This window comes from Aeromicrobium sp. Leaf245 (assembly GCF_942548115.1).
In the GTDB taxonomy this organism is placed as follows: Bacteria; Actinomycetota; Actinomycetes; order Propionibacteriales; family Nocardioidaceae; genus Aeromicrobium.
Genome location: NZ_OW824151.1, coordinates 1,721,668 through 1,737,883, shown reverse-complemented (window position 1 = coordinate 1,737,883; position 16,216 = coordinate 1,721,668). Strand labels below are relative to the sequence as shown.

19 protein-coding genes are annotated in these 16,216 nt (G+C 70.5%); 11 read left to right on the top strand and 8 right to left on the bottom strand.

Annotated features, from left to right (window positions below):
• Positions 1–8: 8 nt before the first annotated feature.
• The 4 genes from NBW76_RS08620 to NBW76_RS08605 all read right to left on the bottom strand — a co-directional run bounded on the left by NBW76_RS08620 (position 9) and on the right by NBW76_RS08605 (position 4,133).
• Positions 9–1,202: an ABC transporter permease gene (locus tag NBW76_RS08620; protein WP_055965648.1), complete on the bottom strand. Its 1,194-nt coding sequence runs from the start codon at positions 1,200–1,202 to the stop codon at positions 9–11.
• Entirely contained in the window at positions 1,199–2,077 is an 879-nt protein-coding gene (locus NBW76_RS08615; RefSeq protein ID WP_055965646.1) for an ABC transporter ATP-binding protein, read from the bottom strand. Before NBW76_RS08615 ends, NBW76_RS08620 begins: the two co-directional genes overlap by 4 nt.
• 134 nt (positions 2,078–2,211) lie before the next feature.
• Positions 2,212–2,865 (bottom strand): response regulator transcription factor, encoded by a 654-nt coding sequence (locus NBW76_RS08610; protein WP_056555538.1) that lies wholly within the window; start codon positions 2,863–2,865, stop codon positions 2,212–2,214.
• Positions 2,862–4,133: a sensor histidine kinase gene (locus NBW76_RS08605; protein ID WP_156364832.1), complete on the bottom strand. Its 1,272-nt coding sequence runs from the start codon at positions 4,131–4,133 to the stop codon at positions 2,862–2,864. The genes NBW76_RS08610 and NBW76_RS08605 overlap by 4 nt, the downstream gene beginning before the upstream one ends.
• A 106-nt stretch (positions 4,134–4,239) precedes the next feature.
• Between NBW76_RS08605 and lipA the strand changes: the two genes are divergently transcribed.
• The 3 genes from lipA to NBW76_RS08590 are packed head-to-tail and all read left to right on the top strand — an operon-like array spanning position 4,240 to position 6,256.
• Complete coding sequence (gene lipA, locus NBW76_RS08600; protein WP_200914523.1) at positions 4,240–5,178, top strand: lipoyl synthase; 939 nt, start codon at positions 4,240–4,242, stop codon at positions 5,176–5,178.
• A gap of 20 nt (positions 5,179–5,198) precedes the next feature.
• The gene (locus tag NBW76_RS08595; RefSeq protein ID WP_056555532.1) at positions 5,199–5,903 is read left to right on the top strand and encodes a DUF4191 domain-containing protein; all 705 of its coding nucleotides are present in this window, start codon (positions 5,199–5,201) and stop codon (positions 5,901–5,903) included.
• Positions 5,903–6,256 (top strand): hypothetical protein, encoded by a 354-nt coding sequence (locus NBW76_RS08590; RefSeq protein ID WP_056555530.1) that lies wholly within the window; start codon positions 5,903–5,905, stop codon positions 6,254–6,256. The genes NBW76_RS08595 and NBW76_RS08590 overlap by 1 nt, the downstream gene beginning before the upstream one ends.
• A gap of 15 nt (positions 6,257–6,271) precedes the next feature.
• Here the strand turns inward: NBW76_RS08590 and NBW76_RS08585 are convergent, their stop codons facing one another.
• Positions 6,272–6,655, bottom strand: coding sequence for an RDD family protein (locus NBW76_RS08585; RefSeq protein ID WP_055965635.1), 384 nt, complete (start codon positions 6,653–6,655; stop codon positions 6,272–6,274).
• Between the two features lie 199 nt (positions 6,656–6,854).
• On the opposite strand from NBW76_RS08585, the gene glnA reads away from it, so the two are divergent.
• Positions 6,855–8,276, top strand: coding sequence for a type I glutamate--ammonia ligase (glnA, locus tag NBW76_RS08580; protein ID WP_055965632.1), 1,422 nt, complete (start codon positions 6,855–6,857; stop codon positions 8,274–8,276).
• A 241-nt stretch (positions 8,277–8,517) separates the two neighbouring features.
• A complete protein-coding gene (locus NBW76_RS08575) occupies positions 8,518–8,772 on the top strand; it encodes a WhiB family transcriptional regulator (protein ID WP_055965630.1) in 255 nt (84 codons plus the stop codon).
• Positions 8,773–8,830: 58 nt separating this feature from the next.
• Here the strand turns inward: NBW76_RS08575 and NBW76_RS08570 are convergent, their stop codons facing one another.
• A complete protein-coding gene (locus NBW76_RS08570; protein ID WP_082481981.1) occupies positions 8,831–10,132 on the bottom strand; it encodes a DUF2786 domain-containing protein in 1,302 nt (433 codons plus the stop codon).
• A 143-nt stretch (positions 10,133–10,275) separates the two neighbouring features.
• On the opposite strand from NBW76_RS08570, the gene NBW76_RS08565 reads away from it, so the two are divergent.
• The 4 genes from NBW76_RS08565 to NBW76_RS08550 all read left to right on the top strand — a co-directional run bounded on the left by NBW76_RS08565 (position 10,276) and on the right by NBW76_RS08550 (position 13,827).
• Positions 10,276–10,944 (top strand): hypothetical protein, encoded by a 669-nt coding sequence (locus NBW76_RS08565; RefSeq protein ID WP_056555527.1) that lies wholly within the window; start codon positions 10,276–10,278, stop codon positions 10,942–10,944.
• 52 nt (positions 10,945–10,996) lie between these two features.
• The gene (locus NBW76_RS08560; protein WP_056555524.1) at positions 10,997–11,554 is read left to right on the top strand and encodes a dihydrofolate reductase family protein; all 558 of its coding nucleotides are present in this window, start codon (positions 10,997–10,999) and stop codon (positions 11,552–11,554) included.
• A 174-nt stretch (positions 11,555–11,728) separates the two neighbouring features.
• Complete coding sequence (locus NBW76_RS08555; protein ID WP_056555521.1) at positions 11,729–13,213, top strand: S8 family serine peptidase; 1,485 nt, start codon at positions 11,729–11,731, stop codon at positions 13,211–13,213.
• 110 nt (positions 13,214–13,323) lie between these two features.
• Positions 13,324–13,827: a thermonuclease family protein gene (locus NBW76_RS08550; protein WP_056555518.1), complete on the top strand. Its 504-nt coding sequence runs from the start codon at positions 13,324–13,326 to the stop codon at positions 13,825–13,827.
• 4 nt (positions 13,828–13,831) lie between these two features.
• Here the strand turns inward: NBW76_RS08550 and NBW76_RS08545 are convergent, their stop codons facing one another.
• Positions 13,832–14,269, bottom strand: coding sequence for a VOC family protein (locus tag NBW76_RS08545; protein ID WP_055965621.1), 438 nt, complete (start codon positions 14,267–14,269; stop codon positions 13,832–13,834).
• Positions 14,270–14,332: 63 nt separating this feature from the next.
• Here NBW76_RS08545 and NBW76_RS08540 point away from each other — a divergent pair, with 63 nt between their 5' ends.
• Positions 14,333–14,932, top strand: coding sequence for a maleylpyruvate isomerase N-terminal domain-containing protein (locus tag NBW76_RS08540; protein WP_056555515.1), 600 nt, complete (start codon positions 14,333–14,335; stop codon positions 14,930–14,932).
• Position 14,933: 1 nt separating this feature from the next.
• On the opposite strand, the gene NBW76_RS08535 is transcribed toward NBW76_RS08540, so the two are convergent.
• The gene (locus NBW76_RS08535) at positions 14,934–15,302 is read right to left on the bottom strand and encodes a nuclear transport factor 2 family protein (protein ID WP_056555512.1); all 369 of its coding nucleotides are present in this window, start codon (positions 15,300–15,302) and stop codon (positions 14,934–14,936) included.
• A gap of 78 nt (positions 15,303–15,380) precedes the next feature.
• Here NBW76_RS08535 and NBW76_RS08530 point away from each other — a divergent pair, with 78 nt between their 5' ends.
• Positions 15,381–16,208 carry a MerR family transcriptional regulator gene (locus tag NBW76_RS08530; protein WP_056555509.1) on the top strand — a complete coding sequence of 276 codons (828 nt, stop codon included), beginning with the start codon at positions 15,381–15,383 and terminating at the stop codon, positions 16,206–16,208.
• The last annotated feature ends 8 nt before the right edge of the window (positions 16,209–16,216 follow it).

The window sequence follows — 16,216 nt, the reverse complement described above, 5'->3', positions numbered from 1 at the left end:
CTGACGACTCAGGCGTCGGAGCTGGCCAGCGCCTCGCGGTAGGAGATCTTGTCCCCGGTGCGCAGCAGGGTCCGCTCGTAGACGGCGGCCCCGACCCGGACCATGACCGCGGCGACCACGATCGTGCCGCCGAGCGCGAGCGCGATCTGCCAGGCCGGGACCGCTCCTTCGGCCATCCGCGCCGGCATGAGCATCGTGGAGATGATCGGGACCATCGACAGGACCTCCTTGACCGCGTCCCCGGCGAAGAAGTACACGAAGTACGGCACCATCAGCAGCATCTGCGCGGGCATGGTGGTCGACTGCAGGTCCTGCTGGCGCGACGCCAGGGAGCCGGCGACGGCCCAGAGGCTCGCCAGCGCGGCGAAGCCGATCACGAAGAAGCCGATGTAGCTGATCATCGCCGGGGCCACGACCTCGAGCCCGGACAGCTGGCCCGTGACCGCGAGCCCGATCGCCGCGGCGGCGACGAACAGGACGATCTGCCCGATCGCCAGCACGGTGCTGCCGGCGATCTTGCCCCACAGCAGCTGCCGGATCGGGACGGCGGCGGCGAGGATCTCCACGACGCGGCTCTCCTTCTCCTGCGTCACGCTGCCCGCGATGGCCATGCCGAAGCCGATCGCCGTCAGGAAGAACAGCAGGATGAAGCCGAAGGCGGCCGCCTGCCGCAGGCCCGCGTCCTTCGACGCGGGGTCGAGCAGACGCTCCTGCGTGGTCGTCCCGGACTGCAGGGCGCTCAGGTCGACCTCCTGCGCGGCGGCGTTGCTCTCCAGCGCCTGCGAGGACACGGCGATCTCGAGGGCCTGGGAGACGGTGGAGTCGACGTCGCGGTCGCCCACGACCTCGTAGCCGTCGTTGGTGGCCAGGAGCGCCGCGTCGGCGTCCCCGTCCTCGACCAGACGCTCGGCCGCCCTGGCGTCGTCGACCCGGTCGGCCTTGATCGTCACGCGGTCGTCGAGGTTGGTCGCGACCGCCGACGCGGCGTCGACCACCTCGGCGGCGGCCGGGTCCACGACGGCGACGGTGCGGTCCTGGTCGCGTCCCTGGAAGAAGTCGGCACCGATGATGCCGCCCAGGATGATGACGAAGGACAGGACCGTGGTGATCAGGAACGACTTCTCCCACACGCGGGTGGTGATCTCTCGCTGGGCGACGACGCGCCAGAGGTTGCGCGTGCCGCGGGGGCTGGAGGTGCTCATCGGACGGACTCCTTGAAGATCTCGGAGAGGGGCTGGTGGTCGCGGGCGATCTCGATCACGGCGCTGCGCTCCCCCACGTGGCGGACGAGCTCGGGCGCGGTGAGGCCGTCGAGGTCGAGCAGGGCGGTCGGGCCGTCGACGTCGCGGACGACGACGCCACGCAGGTCGCGGAGCCAGGCGGCGTCCTCGCCGTCGAGGACCACGCGATAGCGGTCGGCGCCGCGTCCACGGAGCTCCTCGACGGGGCCGGCGGCGACGAGGCGACCGCCGGACAGGATGACGAGGTCGTCACAGAGGCGCTCGACGAGGTCGAGCTGGTGGCTGGAGAACAGCAGGGGCAGGTCGCCCGCCTCACGCTGGAGCAGGTCGACCATGGAGTCGACGGCCAGCGGGTCGAGACCGCTGAACGGCTCGTCGAGCACGAGGGCTGCGGGCCGGTGGACGAGGGAGGCAGCGATCTGGATGCGCTGCTGGTTGCCGAGCGACAGCTCGTCGAGGAGGTCGTCGGCGCGGCTCTCGAGGCCGAAGTGGCCGAGCAGCTCGTCGGTGCGGCTGCGTCCCTCGTCGGGGGTCATGCCGTGCAGCCGGGCGAAGTACACGAGCTGGTCGCGCAGCTTCATGCGCGGGTAGAGGCCGCGCTCCTCGGGCATGTAGCCGAAGGAGCGGCGGACCTCGGCCGTCACGGGCTCGCCGTTCCAGAGCACCTCCCCCGCGCTGGGTGCGAGCACGCCCATGATCATGCGCATGGTCGTGGTCTTGCCCGCGCCGTTGGCCCCCACGAATCCCGTGGTGCGCCCCGGTCGGACCTGGAAGGACACGTCGTCGACGACGGTGGTGTCCCCATAGCGTCTGGTGAGCTTCTCGACGGTGATCATGCGTCCACGCTAGGGATCCGAAGGGCGGTGGCGCATCGGCCGCGCGGCCACACCTGCCTCCCCCACGCGGCTACGTGGAGGCGTCGTCAGGCGGTCGCCTCACCGGACGGCTCTTCCCGGGAAGCAGGCCCGACTCAGTCGTCCATCAACCCCGACTCGAACGCGACGATGACCGCCTGCACCCGGTCGCGGGCGCCGAGCTTGGTGAGGATGCGCGAGACGTGCGACTTCACGGTGGCGCCGCTGACGAACATCTCGGCCGCGATCTCGGCGTTGCTGAGTCCGCGGCCGAGCGCCTTCAGGACGTCGCGCTCGCGCTCGGTGAGGTCGTCGAGCACGCTCGCGTCGCCCCGCGACCGGCCGGTGGAGCGGGCGATGACCCGCTGGGTCACCTCGGGGGCGAGGAGCGCGTGACCCTGGGCGGCGAGCCCGATGGCGCTCACCAGGTCCTCGGGCGGGCAGTTCTTCAGCAGGAACCCGCTGGCACCGGCCTGCAGGGCGGCGAACAGGTACTCGTCGTCGTCGAAGGTGGTGAGGATGAGCACGCGCGTGTCGGGGTGGTCCTGCGCGATGCGGGCGGTGGCGGTGATGCCGTCGGTGCCGGGCATCTGCACGTCCATGAGCACCACGTCGGGCCTCAACGCAGCGACCTGGCGCAGCGCCTCGTCGCCGTCGCGCGCCTCGCCGACGACCTCGATCTCGGTCTCGACCTCGAGGATCATCGAGAACCCGGCGCGGATCAGCTCCTGGTCGTCCACCAGCAGCACCCGGGTGGTCTGGTCGCTCATGCGTCCTCCTGGTCGACGGGGATGCGGACCCGGACGCGGTACCCGCCCGTGGGTCGTGGGCCGATGTCGGCGATGCCGCCGTGCATGGCGGCGCGCTCGCGGATGCCGTCGAGACCGAAGCCACCCGAGGCCTCGTCGGGGGCGGTGCGGGTGGGACCGTCGTCGAGCACCTCGACCTCGACGGCCGGACGCTCGCCCGAGTCTGTGAGGTAGCGCAGCGTGATCCTGGCCGACGGCGCCCCCGAGTGGCGCCGCACGTTGCTGAGCGCCTCCTGGGCCACGCGGTAGAGCGACAGCCCCACGGTGTCGGGGACGGGGAACGGCGCGCCCACGACGTCGACCACGACGGCGGGGCGTTCGGTCGTGACGGCGAGCGCCTCGATGTCGGCGATCCCCGGCTGCGGGCCGCGGTCGGCGGGACCGGCCTCCTCGGCGGACCGCAGCAGCCCGACGATCTGGTGCATCTGTGACACCGCCTGCCGCGACGACGTCTCGATGGCGGTGAGCGCCTCGCGGGCCCGCTCCGGGCGGGCCTCGAGGAGCCGCCCGGCTCCGGCCGCCTGGACCCCGATGCCACTGACGTGGTGCGCCACGACGTCGTGCAGGTCGCGGGCGATGCGGACGCGTTCGGCCTGGACAGCCTGCTGCTGCTCGAGACCCTGCACGGCGCGCTCGCGCTCGCGCTGGTCCTCGACGAGGGCGCTGCGGCGTGCGCTGAGGTAGGCCGACTGGCCCCACGCGATGGCACCGAAGAAGTACGCGACGTTGATGGCGAGGCTGTAGACGACGAGCGCCACCTTCGGAGGGAGCAATCCGGTCTGCTCGCCGAGAGGCCCCATGGTCCCGTTGTTCAGCGACCACACCAACCAGCCGAACATGCCGACGAGGACCAGCCCGGTCACCGCCCACAGGGCTCTCGGCAGCCGTGACCACGCCCACGCGGCGTAGAGGGCGGCGAAGAGCGTCATCTGGACGGTGAACACGACCCCGAGCTCCAGCAGCCGCTCGCCGATGACGATGAAGACGGCCGACACGACGAGCAGCACCGTGATGGGGAAGCGTCGGCGACCGCACAGGGCGAGGCCGCAGATCCCGAACCACACGTAGGCCTCGACGCCCTTCCAGCCCGTCGAGGCACCGGACGCGCTGGCGAAGACCTCGACCGACGCGACGCTGACGACAGCCGCGACGAGACCGACCAGGACGTCGGTGCGCACCTGGGCACGGGTCGGTCGCGGACGCGTCCACGAGCGGTCGAGTCTCCCCACGCCGCGACCCTACCCAGTGCTACGCGTGCGTAGCCCCGCGGACGAGATGGGGCTGGGTCGGCGGCGTACTGTGGAGGGCGTGACGATCGCACCCGAAGGCCGCAAGATGCTCAGGCTCGAGGTCCGCAACGCGCAGACCCCCATCGAGAAGAAGCCCGAGTGGATCAAGACCCGCGCCAAGATGGGGCCGGAGTACAACGAGCTGATGAAGCTCGTGAAGGGCGAGGGGCTCCACACGGTCTGCCAAGAGGCCGGCTGCCCCAACATCTTCGAGTGCTGGGAGGACCGCGAGGCCACCTTCCTCATCGGCGGCGAGCAGTGCACGCGGCGGTGCGACTTCTGCCAGATCGACACCGGCAAGCCGTCCGCCCTGGACCTCGACGAGCCACGTCGTGTGGCCGAGAGCGTGCAGAAGATGCAGCTCCGCTACTCCACCATCACCGGTGTGGCGCGCGACGACCTTCCCGACGGCGGCGCGTGGCTGTACGCCGAGACGGTGCGCAAGATCCACGAGCTGAACCCGGGAACCGGCGTCGAGAACCTCATCCCCGACTTCAACGGCAAGCCCGACCTGCTCGAGCAGGTCTTCGACTCCCGCCCCGAGGTGCTGGCGCACAACGTCGAGACCGTGCCGCGCATCTTCAAGCGGATCCGTCCGGCGTTCACGTACGAGCGGTCGCTCGGCGTCATCACGCAGGCGCGTGACTACGGGCTGGTCACCAAGAGCAACCTGATCCTCGGCATGGGCGAGACCCGCGAGGAGGTCTCGCAGGCGCTGCGAGACCTGCACGAGGCCGGCTGCGACCTGATCACCATCACGCAGTACCTGCGGCCCAGCCCGCGCCACCACCCCGTGGAGCGCTGGGTCAAGCCCGAGGAGTTCGTGGAGCTCAAGGACGAGGCCGACGAGATCGGCTTCGCCGGCGTCATGTCCGGCCCGCTCGTGCGCTCGTCCTACCGCGCCGGCCGCCTGTACCAGCAGGCCGTCGAGAAGCGTCAGACCACGGGCGAGGTCGTGCTGCGCCACACGGACGGCGTCGCGTAGCCGCATCGTAGGATGGGGTCATGTCCAACCCCGCCGCGCCACCGAAGGGACGCCTGGCCCAGCTGCGCCAGGCGTACACGATCACCAAGCAGAACGACCGCAACATCGGGTTGATCCTGCTGCTGACGTTCCTGATCGGCGCCGGTGTGACCGCGATCCTCGGTGTGCTCGTGCTGGGCACGGGCCTGTTCGGGACGATCATCACGGTCGTCTTCTCGATCCTCATCGGCATCCTCGCGCTGCTGGCGGTCTTCGGCCGCCGCGCCGAGAAGGCCGCCTACGCCCAGGTGGAGGGCCAGCCCGGTGCCGCCGCCGGTGCGCTGCAGATGATGAAGCGCGGCTGGAACGTCAAACCGGCTGCCGGGTTCACCAAGAACCAGGACGTCATGCACCGCGTGATCGGTCGCCCGGGCATCGTCCTCGTCGGTGAGGGCAACGGCTCGCGCGTGCGCAGCCTGCTCGCAGCCGAGCGCAAGAAGCACGTGCGCATCGTCGGCGACTCGGTGCCGGTGCACGAGGTCGTCGTGGGTCGTGGCGACGGCGAGGTGCCGCTGCCCAAGCTGGTCAAGCACCTGCGCAAGATGCCGAAGTCGGTCAAGCCGGCCGAGCAGACGGCGATCATCAACAAGCTCAAGGCGCTCGACGCGATGCGTCCGACCGCACCCATGCCGCGTGGGCCCGTGCCCACGAGCATGAAGGGCGCGCGCCGGGCGATGCGCGGTTGATGCACCGTTCGACGCGCTGGCGGGGCCTGGCCACCGGACTCGCAGCTGCGGCCGTGCTGGCCGGGTGCGGAGGCAGTGCGACTCCCGGTGAGATGTCGGCGCAGACGTACCGCTCCCTCGAGGCGCGCGGCGACCAGCTGACGCCCGAGACGGCGAAGGACCGGGGCGCGACCGATGACGACGAGCTGGCGCAGACCTTCCTCGACGAGGGTGGCGCGCCCGAGCCGTCCGGCGCCCAGTGCCTGTACGCCAAGACGTCGTACCGCGATTCCTACCGAGGCGTGGCGCGCTTCTGCTTCGAGGGCGACCGCGCGGTCTCCGTGGAGCGCAACCGCGCCGACCTCGACCAGTAGGTCACGCGCGTACGCTCAGGTGCGCGACGCGGACGGCGGGGTGCGACGTGCGACCCGCGAGCCCGACACGATCTCGTGCAGCCCGCGCTGGTCCTCGTTCTGGATGAGCGCAGGGACCACGAGGCACAGCAGCGCGGTGCGCAGCGCGGCCCTCGGCACCCCGATGGGGCGGCCGTCGGGGCCGACGACGCCGATGCTCATGATCCGCTTGCCGATCGAGAAGCCGAGCGTGCCGGTGAGCAGCGTGACCTCGAGGAAGAACACGCCGAGCGTGTAGAACGAGCTGACCGCTCCCTCCCCCGCCAGCGGCGTGCGGGTGACGGCCACGACGCTCAGCGTCGCGACGGCCCAGTCGATGAGGAGCGAGACCAGGCGGCGGCCGAACGAGACGTCGTACACGTCGCTGAGCCTATCGGCCCGGCCCGAGCCACTGAGTCCGTCACCGCTGGTTCACGTGTCACAGGGACTTGTAACATGCCGGAAACAATGGAGTGACGACCGGGAAACTGCCGCTGCCTAGCGTCGGTGACGCGGACGCCGAGGCGCCGCTCCCGCCACATCGACGATCTGGCCACCCACGCGTGGCCGAGGAGGCCCCATGTTCGGCAATGCCGACGAGTTCTTCAAGTACGTCAAGGACGAAGGCGTCGAGTACCTCGACGTCCGCTTCACCGACCTGCCCGGCATCCAGCAGCAGGTGACGCTGCCGGCGTGGACGTTCGACGCCGACGCCGCCGAGAACGGTGTGGCCTTCGACGGCTCGTCGATCCGCGGCTTCCAGAGCATCGACCAGTCCGACATGGTGCTGTTCCCCGACTTCGGCACGGCCTACCTCGACCCGTTCAAGGCGCGCAAGACGCTCGCGATGGAGTTCTTCGTCCACGACCCGATCACGGGTGAGGCGTACTCGCGCGACCCCCGCAACATCGCCCGCAAGGCCGAGGCGTACCTGGCCACCACCGGCATCGGTGACACCGCCTTCTTCGCCCCTGAGGCCGAGTTCTACATCTTCGACCGCGTCAACTTCGGCACGAGCGCCAACAAGTCGTTCTACGAGATCACGTCGCTGGAGTCGGCCTGGTCGACCGGTGGGGACCTGACGGACAACCGTGGCTACAAGGTCCGCTACAAGGGCGGCTACTTCCCCGTCGCGCCGACCGACCAGACGGCCGACCTGCGCAACGACATGATGTCGAACCTCGCCGACGCGGGCCTCGTCCTCGAGCGTGGCCACCACGAGGTCGGGACCGCCGGCCAGGGCGAGATCAACTACAAGTTCGACACGCTGCTCAAGGCAGCCGACGACGTCATGAAGTTCAAGTACATCGTCCGCAACACGGCCTGGGCCGCGGACAAGACGGTGACCTTCATGCCGAAGCCGATCTTCGGCGACAACGGTTCGGGCATGCACGTGCACCAGTCCATCTGGAAGGACGGCTCGCCGCTGTTCTACGACGAGGCCGGCTACGGCGGACTGTCCGACCTGGCGCGCCACTACATCGGCGGCATCCTGAAGCACGCGCCGTCGCTGCTGGCGTTCACCAACCCCTCGGTGAACAGCTACCACCGTCTGGTCCCGGGCTTCGAGGCCCCGATCGCGCTGGTCTACTCGGCCCGCAACCGCTCAGCCTGCGTCCGCATCCCGATCACCGGCTCGAACCCGAAGGCCAAGCGCATCGAGTTCCGCTGCCCGGACCCGTCGAGCAACCCGTACCTGGCGTTCTCGGCCCTGATGATGGCCGGCATCGACGGCATCAAGAACAAGATCGAGCCGCCGGCCCCGATCGACAAGAACATCTACGAGCTGCCGCCGGAGGAGTACAACGAGATCGACATGGTCCCGACGTCGCTCAACGCGGTGCTCGACAACCTGGAGCAGGACCACGAGTTCCTGACCCAGGGCGACGTGTTCACGCCCGACCTCATCGAGACGTGGATCGACTACAAGCGCACCGAGGAGATCCTCCCGGTCCAGCTGCGTCCGCACCCGCACGAGTTCGAGCTGTACTACGACATCTGATCGACGGGGTGGCTGAGCACGACTGAGCCACCTCTCGACGGTCGACAACGACCCCTGTCCTGCGGCGCGGAGACGCGTTGCGCGGGCAGGGGTCGTTGCGTGTGCGGACCGCTGGCACCCCGCCGCAAGACGGCCCCGGCTCGACAGCTCATCGCGACAGAACAATGAGTCCGCCATCGCGTCACGTCCCGGCAAGCCGCCCGTCTCATCCCCGTCAGAAGGCCGATCGGGGGGTACGAAGATGTGGGACGAGAACTGGGCGACGCGAGCCGCCTGTACGGCGACGGACGATCTGTTCGTCAAGGGCGCGGAGCAGAACATCGCCAAGCGCATCTGCAACGGGTGTGACGTGAAGGCGGCGTGCCTGGCCGAGGCGCTCGACAACCGCATCGAGTGGGGCGTCTGGGGAGGAGCCACGGAGCGCGAGCGGCGGCAGATGCTGCGCCGGCGGCCTGACGTGACGGCGTGGCGTGACCTCCTGAGGCTCGCTGCCTAGCTCGTCGACACAGGCTGCACGTCATCACTTCGTTCGAGACGAGCTGAGACCGACGCAGTCAGGCGGAGATCTCCCCCGCCCGTCCTAGACGGGCACGGTCGGCGGCCTTCATGCCGCGGACGACGGAGCCGACGTCGCGGACCTGCGAGCCGCCGCGCCAGGTGCCGCGCACGCCGTGCTGCCTGAGCATGTAGCCGTAGTAGTCCTCGACCTCGACGTCCTTGGCGATCAGCGCCGGGACCTTGGCCAGAGACACCTCGCCGGTGGCGTCGTCGACGCGCTCCGTGGCGGCTCCGGCCTCGAGCTGCGCGCGGGACTGCGCCTCGTGCAGGCGCTCGCCGATGCGTTCGGTCCAGCCGGCGTAGAAGGCCGCGCGGGCGGTGCTGCCGTGCACCGGCTTGTGGGCGCCGGAGCGGAGGTAGGCGTCGCCGTCGGTCACCATCTGGATGACGAGCGAGGCGTAGAGCGTCTTGGCCACCTCGATGTCGGTGGCGAAGCCGAACAAGGTGACGCCGGTGTTGTCGCCGCGGATCGTGCAGCGCAGGTCGTTGGCGCGGGACACCGCGATCATCAGGCTCACGTACCGCACGTTCGAGCGCTGGCCGCTGTGCCCGAGGCGCACTGCCTCGAAGGTCGGCTGCGCCGCCGCCTCGCCCTGGCTCGCCCCGGCGCGCGCGAGCGTCAGCTCGATGGAGTGCGTGGTGGCCAGCTCCTGCGCCTTGGCGAGGAACGCGTCGCGCTCGGCCTCGGTGGAGGCGCCCTCGGCGTGGCGCAGCAGCTTGCCCACCTTGGCGACCATGCCATCGTCGACGCCCTCGGGGCGGTCCACGCCGACCTCGGTGTACGCGGCACGCAGCATCGCCGCGACCTCGCTCCACCCGAGGTCCTCGAGCAGCTGCACGAACGTGGCGCGGAACCCGGCGCCGTGCTCGTCGATGATCGCGCCGTCGAGGCCGGTGTTGAGGTGGTGCGCCAGCTCGTGCGCCGCGACCAGGCCGCGCAGCGCCCACGCTCCCCCGCGCTCGCGCTGCGGCAGCCAGATGGTGCCGTCGCGGCACGACGCGCGTCCCTTGCCCGAGTGCGCGACGACGCGCACCTCCTTCGCCTCCCGCCCGCGGTACCCCGAGCCGAACTGCTTGGTCTGCGCGCGGAGCCGCTCGAGGGCGGCGTCGACGAACCGCTGCACCTCCGACGGGCGCGTGAACCGCGGTTCGGGCTCGGGCGTGAACGTGACCCACCGGGCCCCGCCACCGCGGTTCAGCCGGACCTGCACGGCGCCGTCGTCGGGCGAGACAGCGTCGAGCCACTCAGCCACGAGGTCTTCGGCGGCGTAGGTGCCGGCCTGCTCGGGATCGCTCATGTCGTGAACGGTGCCAGGTGGCTCCGACACGGTGGTCGACGACCCAGGTCTCGACAGCACGCACGATGTTCCTGGACATTCTTCCCACGTGGTGGTGGACTCGGTGCCGTGGACGACACCGTCCGCGCGAGGGGGGACGAACGATGACGTGGTGGAACCAGATGAGCAGCCGCGCCCGGTTGGGCGCCGTGGTCGGTGCGGTCCTCGTGCTGGCGCTCGGCACCGGGACGGCCTTCGCGCTCACCTCAGGCGGGTCGGACGAGAAGGACACGACGGCGACCCCGACCACGTCGACCACACCCACGGCTTCGGCGAGCCCGACCGACGACGTCAAGGCCTCCGACGACCCTTCCGGCGCGGACCAGACCAGCACCGGCGGCGCATCGACCGGCACGATCGTGGTCACCGTCGCCACGTCCACCGGGGAGCGTCCGATCGAGAGCGGCGTGGCTGCCACGAACGTCGACACCGGCCAGCGCTACGACAGCGGCATGGGCAATGACCGTCCGTCGTGGACCCTGAAGGGCGTCGCCCCAGGCCGCTACGTCGTCAGCGCCGGGTCGGACGACGACGACTGGGAGTCGGCCTGGTACGGCCAGACCAACCCGGTCGAGGGCGACCGGTCGCAGGCGAAGGTGGTCACCGTCGAACCCGGCGAGACGGTGCGCGTGACCGTCACCCTCATCTTCTGGCCGTGCGCCGAGCCGCCCGGCACCTACCCCGAGTGCGGGACCAACCCCGACCCCGAGCCGACGCCCACGACCTCCGCCTCAACCCCTGCGGCCGAGCCCGAGCCGTCATCCGCTCCCTGACGCGAAGTCTCGGACCCGTGCCCGCCGACCGTGGGCCGACGTACGCTGCTGCATGGGCACCCTGACGTTCACCGCCACCATGTCCGTCGACGGCTATGTGGCCGACGCCGACGGCGACTTCCAGTGGGCCGGACCGGGCGATGCCGTGTTCGCCGCGCACATCGACCGGTTGTCCCAGGTCTCCACCGAGGTGCACGGACGCAAGACCCATCTGCTCATGGCGTACTGGGACGCCGAGCCGGAGCCCGGCGCGTGGGGCCCCGCCGAGCACGAGTGGGCTCGCCTGTGGGCCGGCACCGAGAAGATCGTCGCCTCGTCCACGTTGTCGCAGGACGACCTCTCGAAGGGTGCCCGCCTCGTGCCCCACCTCGAGCTCGACGAGCTGGAGCAGATCGTGCGCGACGCACCCGGCGACGTCGAGATCTTCGGCCCCACCACCGCCGCTCCGGCCATCCGCGCCGGCCTCGTGGACGAGTTCCGCCTCTACGTCGTGCCGAAGGTCGTGGGCAGCGGCCTCCGGGCCTTCCCCCACGAAGCGAATCTCGACCTCGAGCTCGTCGACGAGGGACGGCTCGACGCGGTCACGTACCTGCGCCTGCGCCGCCGCTGAACCCGACCCCCGTCGACGCTCGGCACCACGAGACCGGTGCGTGTCGAAACCACATCGCAACCGCCGGAACCTGGACGCTGTCGGTGCCGTGTGGTGAGGTGAACAGGCCGGTCTCTGCGTCGCGTTCTCGCGGCCGCCGGCAGTTCCTAGGGGGGACAACACGTGAACACAGGTATGTCTCGAGCCCGACGCGGGCTCACCATCGGGGCCGTCACTCTGGCCCTCGGGGTCGTCGCCACCACGCTCACCAGCGCCGGCGCCGCCACCACCGCGAAGTCGACGCCCGTGCCGATCGCCACGCCCGAGGGCCAGGTCAGCAGCTACGTGGTCAACGCCAAGAAGGCGAACGCCACCGGCACCGCCGACGCACGCGCCATCGTGAAGAAGGCCGGCGGCACGGTCATCCAGCAGTGGCCGCAGATCGGCGTGATCGTCGCGCACTCCACCCACGCCGACTTCCGCGCCGACGTCTACCGCCTCGGACGCAAGAGCGTCGCGTCGGTCGGCGCCACCCGCACCGTCCCGGTCAGCGAGCGCACCGAGGCCACCACGCTGCGCAAGAGCCAGGGCGTGGTCAAGGAGGAGTTCGCCAACACCGCCGACGAGTACGTCAAGCCCGACCCGCGTGAGGGCGAGCAGTGGGACATGGCGCACATCAAGGCCGACCACGCGCACGAGATCACCGACGGGTCGAAGAAGGTGCTGGTCGGCGTGCTCGACAGCGGCATCGACGCCGACCACCCCGACCTGGCCGCGAACATCGACGTCAAGAACTCGGTCAACTGCACCGACGCCGGCACGGTCGACCGCTCGGCCACCGGCTGGCAGCCGACCACCAGCGACCACGGCACCCACGTGGCCGGCACCATCGGCGCCGACCGCAACGGCGTCGGCATCACCGGCGTCGCGCCGAACGTGCGCATGGCCTCGGTCAAGGTCGTCAACGACGACGGGTTCATCTACCCCGAGTACGCCATCTGCGGCTTCATGTGGGCCGGCCTCAAGGGCATGGACGTCACCAACAACAGCTACTACATCGACCCGTTCGAGTACTGGTGCAAGGACCAGGCCGACCAGGGCGCCGTGCTCGACGCCGTCGGCCGTGCCGTGAAGTGGTCGACCAAGCAGGGCGCGCTGCACGTCGCGGCCGCCGGAAACTCCGGCACCGACCTGACGAACAACACGACCAACGACACCAGCCCGAACGACAGCACGCCGATCGAGCGCACCATCAACAACGGGTGCCTCGACATCCCGACCGAGCTGCCCGACGTCGTCACCGTCTCGTCGTACGCGCGGATCGGTGCGACCAACGAGACCCAGCTGTCGTACTTCTCCAACCGCGGTCTGAACATCATCGACGTCGCGGCTCCCGGCTCGTCGATCCTGTCGACGATCGTGAAGGACAACGGCTACGGCCTCAAGAGCGGCACGTCCATGGCGTCGCCGCACGTGGCGGGCGTGGCGGCGCTGATGAAGTCGCAGCACCCGACCTGGGGTCCGAAGAAGATGCTGAAGCAGCTGGCCAAGCAGGCCGATCAGCGGCCCTGCGCGCCGGAGCAGGCGATCGGTGCCGGCGGAGCCCCGTGCAAGGGGTCGGCGGCGAACAACAGCTATGCCGGCAACGGCATGGTCGACGCGCTCGACGCCGTCCGGTAGCACCCGCCTGACGGACTGCACCACCTGACGGAGCGGTCCCGAGCCACGCGCTCGGGGCCGCTCCGTGTCGTTGCACCCGTCGACCACCCGACCGCTGCCATGCTGGGCCGGTGAGCTCCGCCCCCTCCCGCGCCCGTCGGCTGGTCTGGGTCGTCGGCATCCTCGCCCTGGTGTGGCTGGCCGTCTCGGAGCTGGGCATGACGTCCGACGACGGCGGCACCGCGAAGCCCCCGACCACCAGCACGAGCACGACCGGGCGCCTCACGGTGACCGACCTGAAGGACGGCGACTCCTTCGAGGCCTCCGACGGCCGCGAGTACCGGCTCGGCATGGTGAACACCCCCGAGCCCGACGAGCGGTGCTTCGACGAGGCCGAGGCCTTCACCCGGAACTTCCTGGCCGGCGGCTTCACGGCCGACGCCTACGACGAGGACGACTACGGACGGGTCGTCGCCGAGGTCCTTGACGGCGAGGGGCGCTCCCTCAACGTCGCCCTCGCCCGGAGCGGCCTCGCGGACGACCGCTACCTGGACCCGTTCCGGGACGACCACCCCGACCTCGCCGATCGCCTCGACGACGCGTTCGCCTCGGCGAAGAAGCCGGCCTGCCGCTGACGTGTCAGCCGATGCGCTCGGTCAGGGACACGATGATCCCCTCGGGCCCGCGGACGTAGGCCATGAGCCACGTGCCCTCGTGCTCGCCGACCTCGCCCACGAGCTCATGACCCTCGGACACGAGCCGCTCGATGGTCGCGCGGAGGTCGTTGATCTCCAGGCACACCGCCCGCAGACCCACGACGTTCGGCTCTGCGGCGTCGGCGGCCACCGTGCCGGGTCGGTCGTAGCGCGAGACCTCCAGCGCTCCCCCGCCGCCCGGCGGTCGCAGCCAGACGGTCTCGGTGCTCGCGTCCTCCATCCCGACGACGGTGTCGAGGAACTCCCCCTCGATCGTCATCCGGGCGTCCAGCTCCAGCCCGAGACCGGTGAAGAAGGCGATCGTCGCGTCGAGGTCGGCGACGGTCACGTTGACGTGGTCGAGGCGAGGCAGCTGCGTCATGGGTCCATCCACCTCCGCGTGTGCCCGGATGTCAACCGTCCTCGGCCGGTGCACGATGGACGCATGGCACCCGCGCTCGCGTCCGTGTACGCCGCCTGGACCGACCACCTCGACGGCCTGGAGCCGGAGCAGCTCGGTCGGCCGTCGCGGGCAAGCGCATGGACCGTGAAGGAGCTGCTGCTCCACCAGCTCCTCGACGCCCGCCGCGCGCTGGTCGCGCTCGCCACGCCCGCGCACGTCGACCCGGACGTCGACGCGGTCACCTACTGGCGGTCGTTCCACCCGGACGAGGGAGACGGTGGGGACTCCCACGCCCGGTTCGTGGGCGCGTGTGCCGCGGCCTACGACCAGGAGCAGCTGGTCGAGGAGTGGCGCGGCACGTCGGCAGCCGTCGTGCACGCGGCGTCGAGCCCGACGTCGGCTCTGGTCAGCACGCAAGGACATTCCCTGACGGTCGAGAACCTGTGCTCGACGCTCGTCGTCGAGGCCACCGTGCACCTGCTCGACGCGCACGGCACTCCCCCGGCCGACGCACTGGAGCACACCGTGGGGGTGCTCGCGAAGCTGCGTGGACGCCCTCTGCCGGCCGACGGCGCGGACGAGGTGCTCCGCGCCACCGGACGTCTGCCCAGCGACGAGCCCGACTACCCCCTCCTGGGGTAGCTCAAGGCTCGATCACGAGCGAGGCGATCCGACCGGCGGCGTCGAGGACGAAGCGGAAGTGCAGGTCCGCGACGCCTCCTGGGAAGTCGCCCTCGAGGTGGTGCACGACGTCGTAGCGATCGGTGCCCGCGCTCGCGGCGCCCGTGACCTCGGTCGTGTAGGTGTACTCGCTCTCCGCCTTGCCGAGCCACGCGCGCAGCTGGGCGAGCCCGGTGTGGGTGTGGCCCTCGTCGGTCACGGTCGCGTCCTCGGCGAAGCACGACAGCTCGGTCTCGCGGTCGTGGGCCTGGTGGGCCGTGACGAAGGTGCGCACAGCACTCGGCAGTGCGTCGAGGGACAGGGTGACGGTCTGGTTCTCGTAGGTGCTCATGGCACGACCGTGGACCCTCTCCCTGCTGGAGGGTCAAGCACTGGACCCTCCAGCAGGGAGAGGGTGCAGAGTGTGAGCATGAGCAGCGCCATGACGATCGGCGACTTCGCCGCCCTGACTCACCTGTCGATCCGCACGCTGCGCCACTACCACCAGGCCGGCGTGCTCGAGCCGGCCGAGGTGGACGCCTCCAGCGGGTACCGCCGCTACACCCACGAGCAGATCGCCACGGCGCGCGTCATCCACCGTCTGCGCGAGCTCGACCTTCCGCTCCCCCAGGTGAAGACGGTCATGGCGACCGACGACCCGGCGCAGCGGTCGTCGATCATCGCCGAGCACCTCCAGCGGCTCGAAGCCGAGCTCGCGCGGACCCGGTCGACCGTCACCGCCCTGCACCGGCTGCTGCAGCCCGACCCCGATCCCGTGGTCGAGCTGCGCACCCTGCCGTCGCGGTCGGTCGCCGCGGTACGCGCGACCGTTGACCACGACGACGTCCTCGACTGGTACGACGCTGCCGTCGCGGTCCTCGACGCCGCCGTGGAGCCTGCGTCACGTCGCGGCCCGCTGTCGGGCCGGTACGCCAACGCACTCTTCGCCGACGGCACGGGTTCGGTCAGTCTCGAGTACACGGTCGACCACGACGCCCGGGTCAACCCCGTGGCGGGCGTGGAGGTTCTCGACCTCCCGGCCGTCGAGCTGGCCGTGGTCGTGCACGAGGGTGACCACGGGACCATCGACGAGTCCTACGCCCGACTGGGCTCCTGGGTCGGCGAGCACGTCCTCACCATCGGCGACGTCGTGCACGAGACGTACCTGGTCGGCCCGCGCGACACGTCCGAACCGACTGCCTGGCGCACCGAGATCGGCTGGCCCGTGCTGCGCCTGTCGTCCCTGAGCACCGACTGACCGCGGCG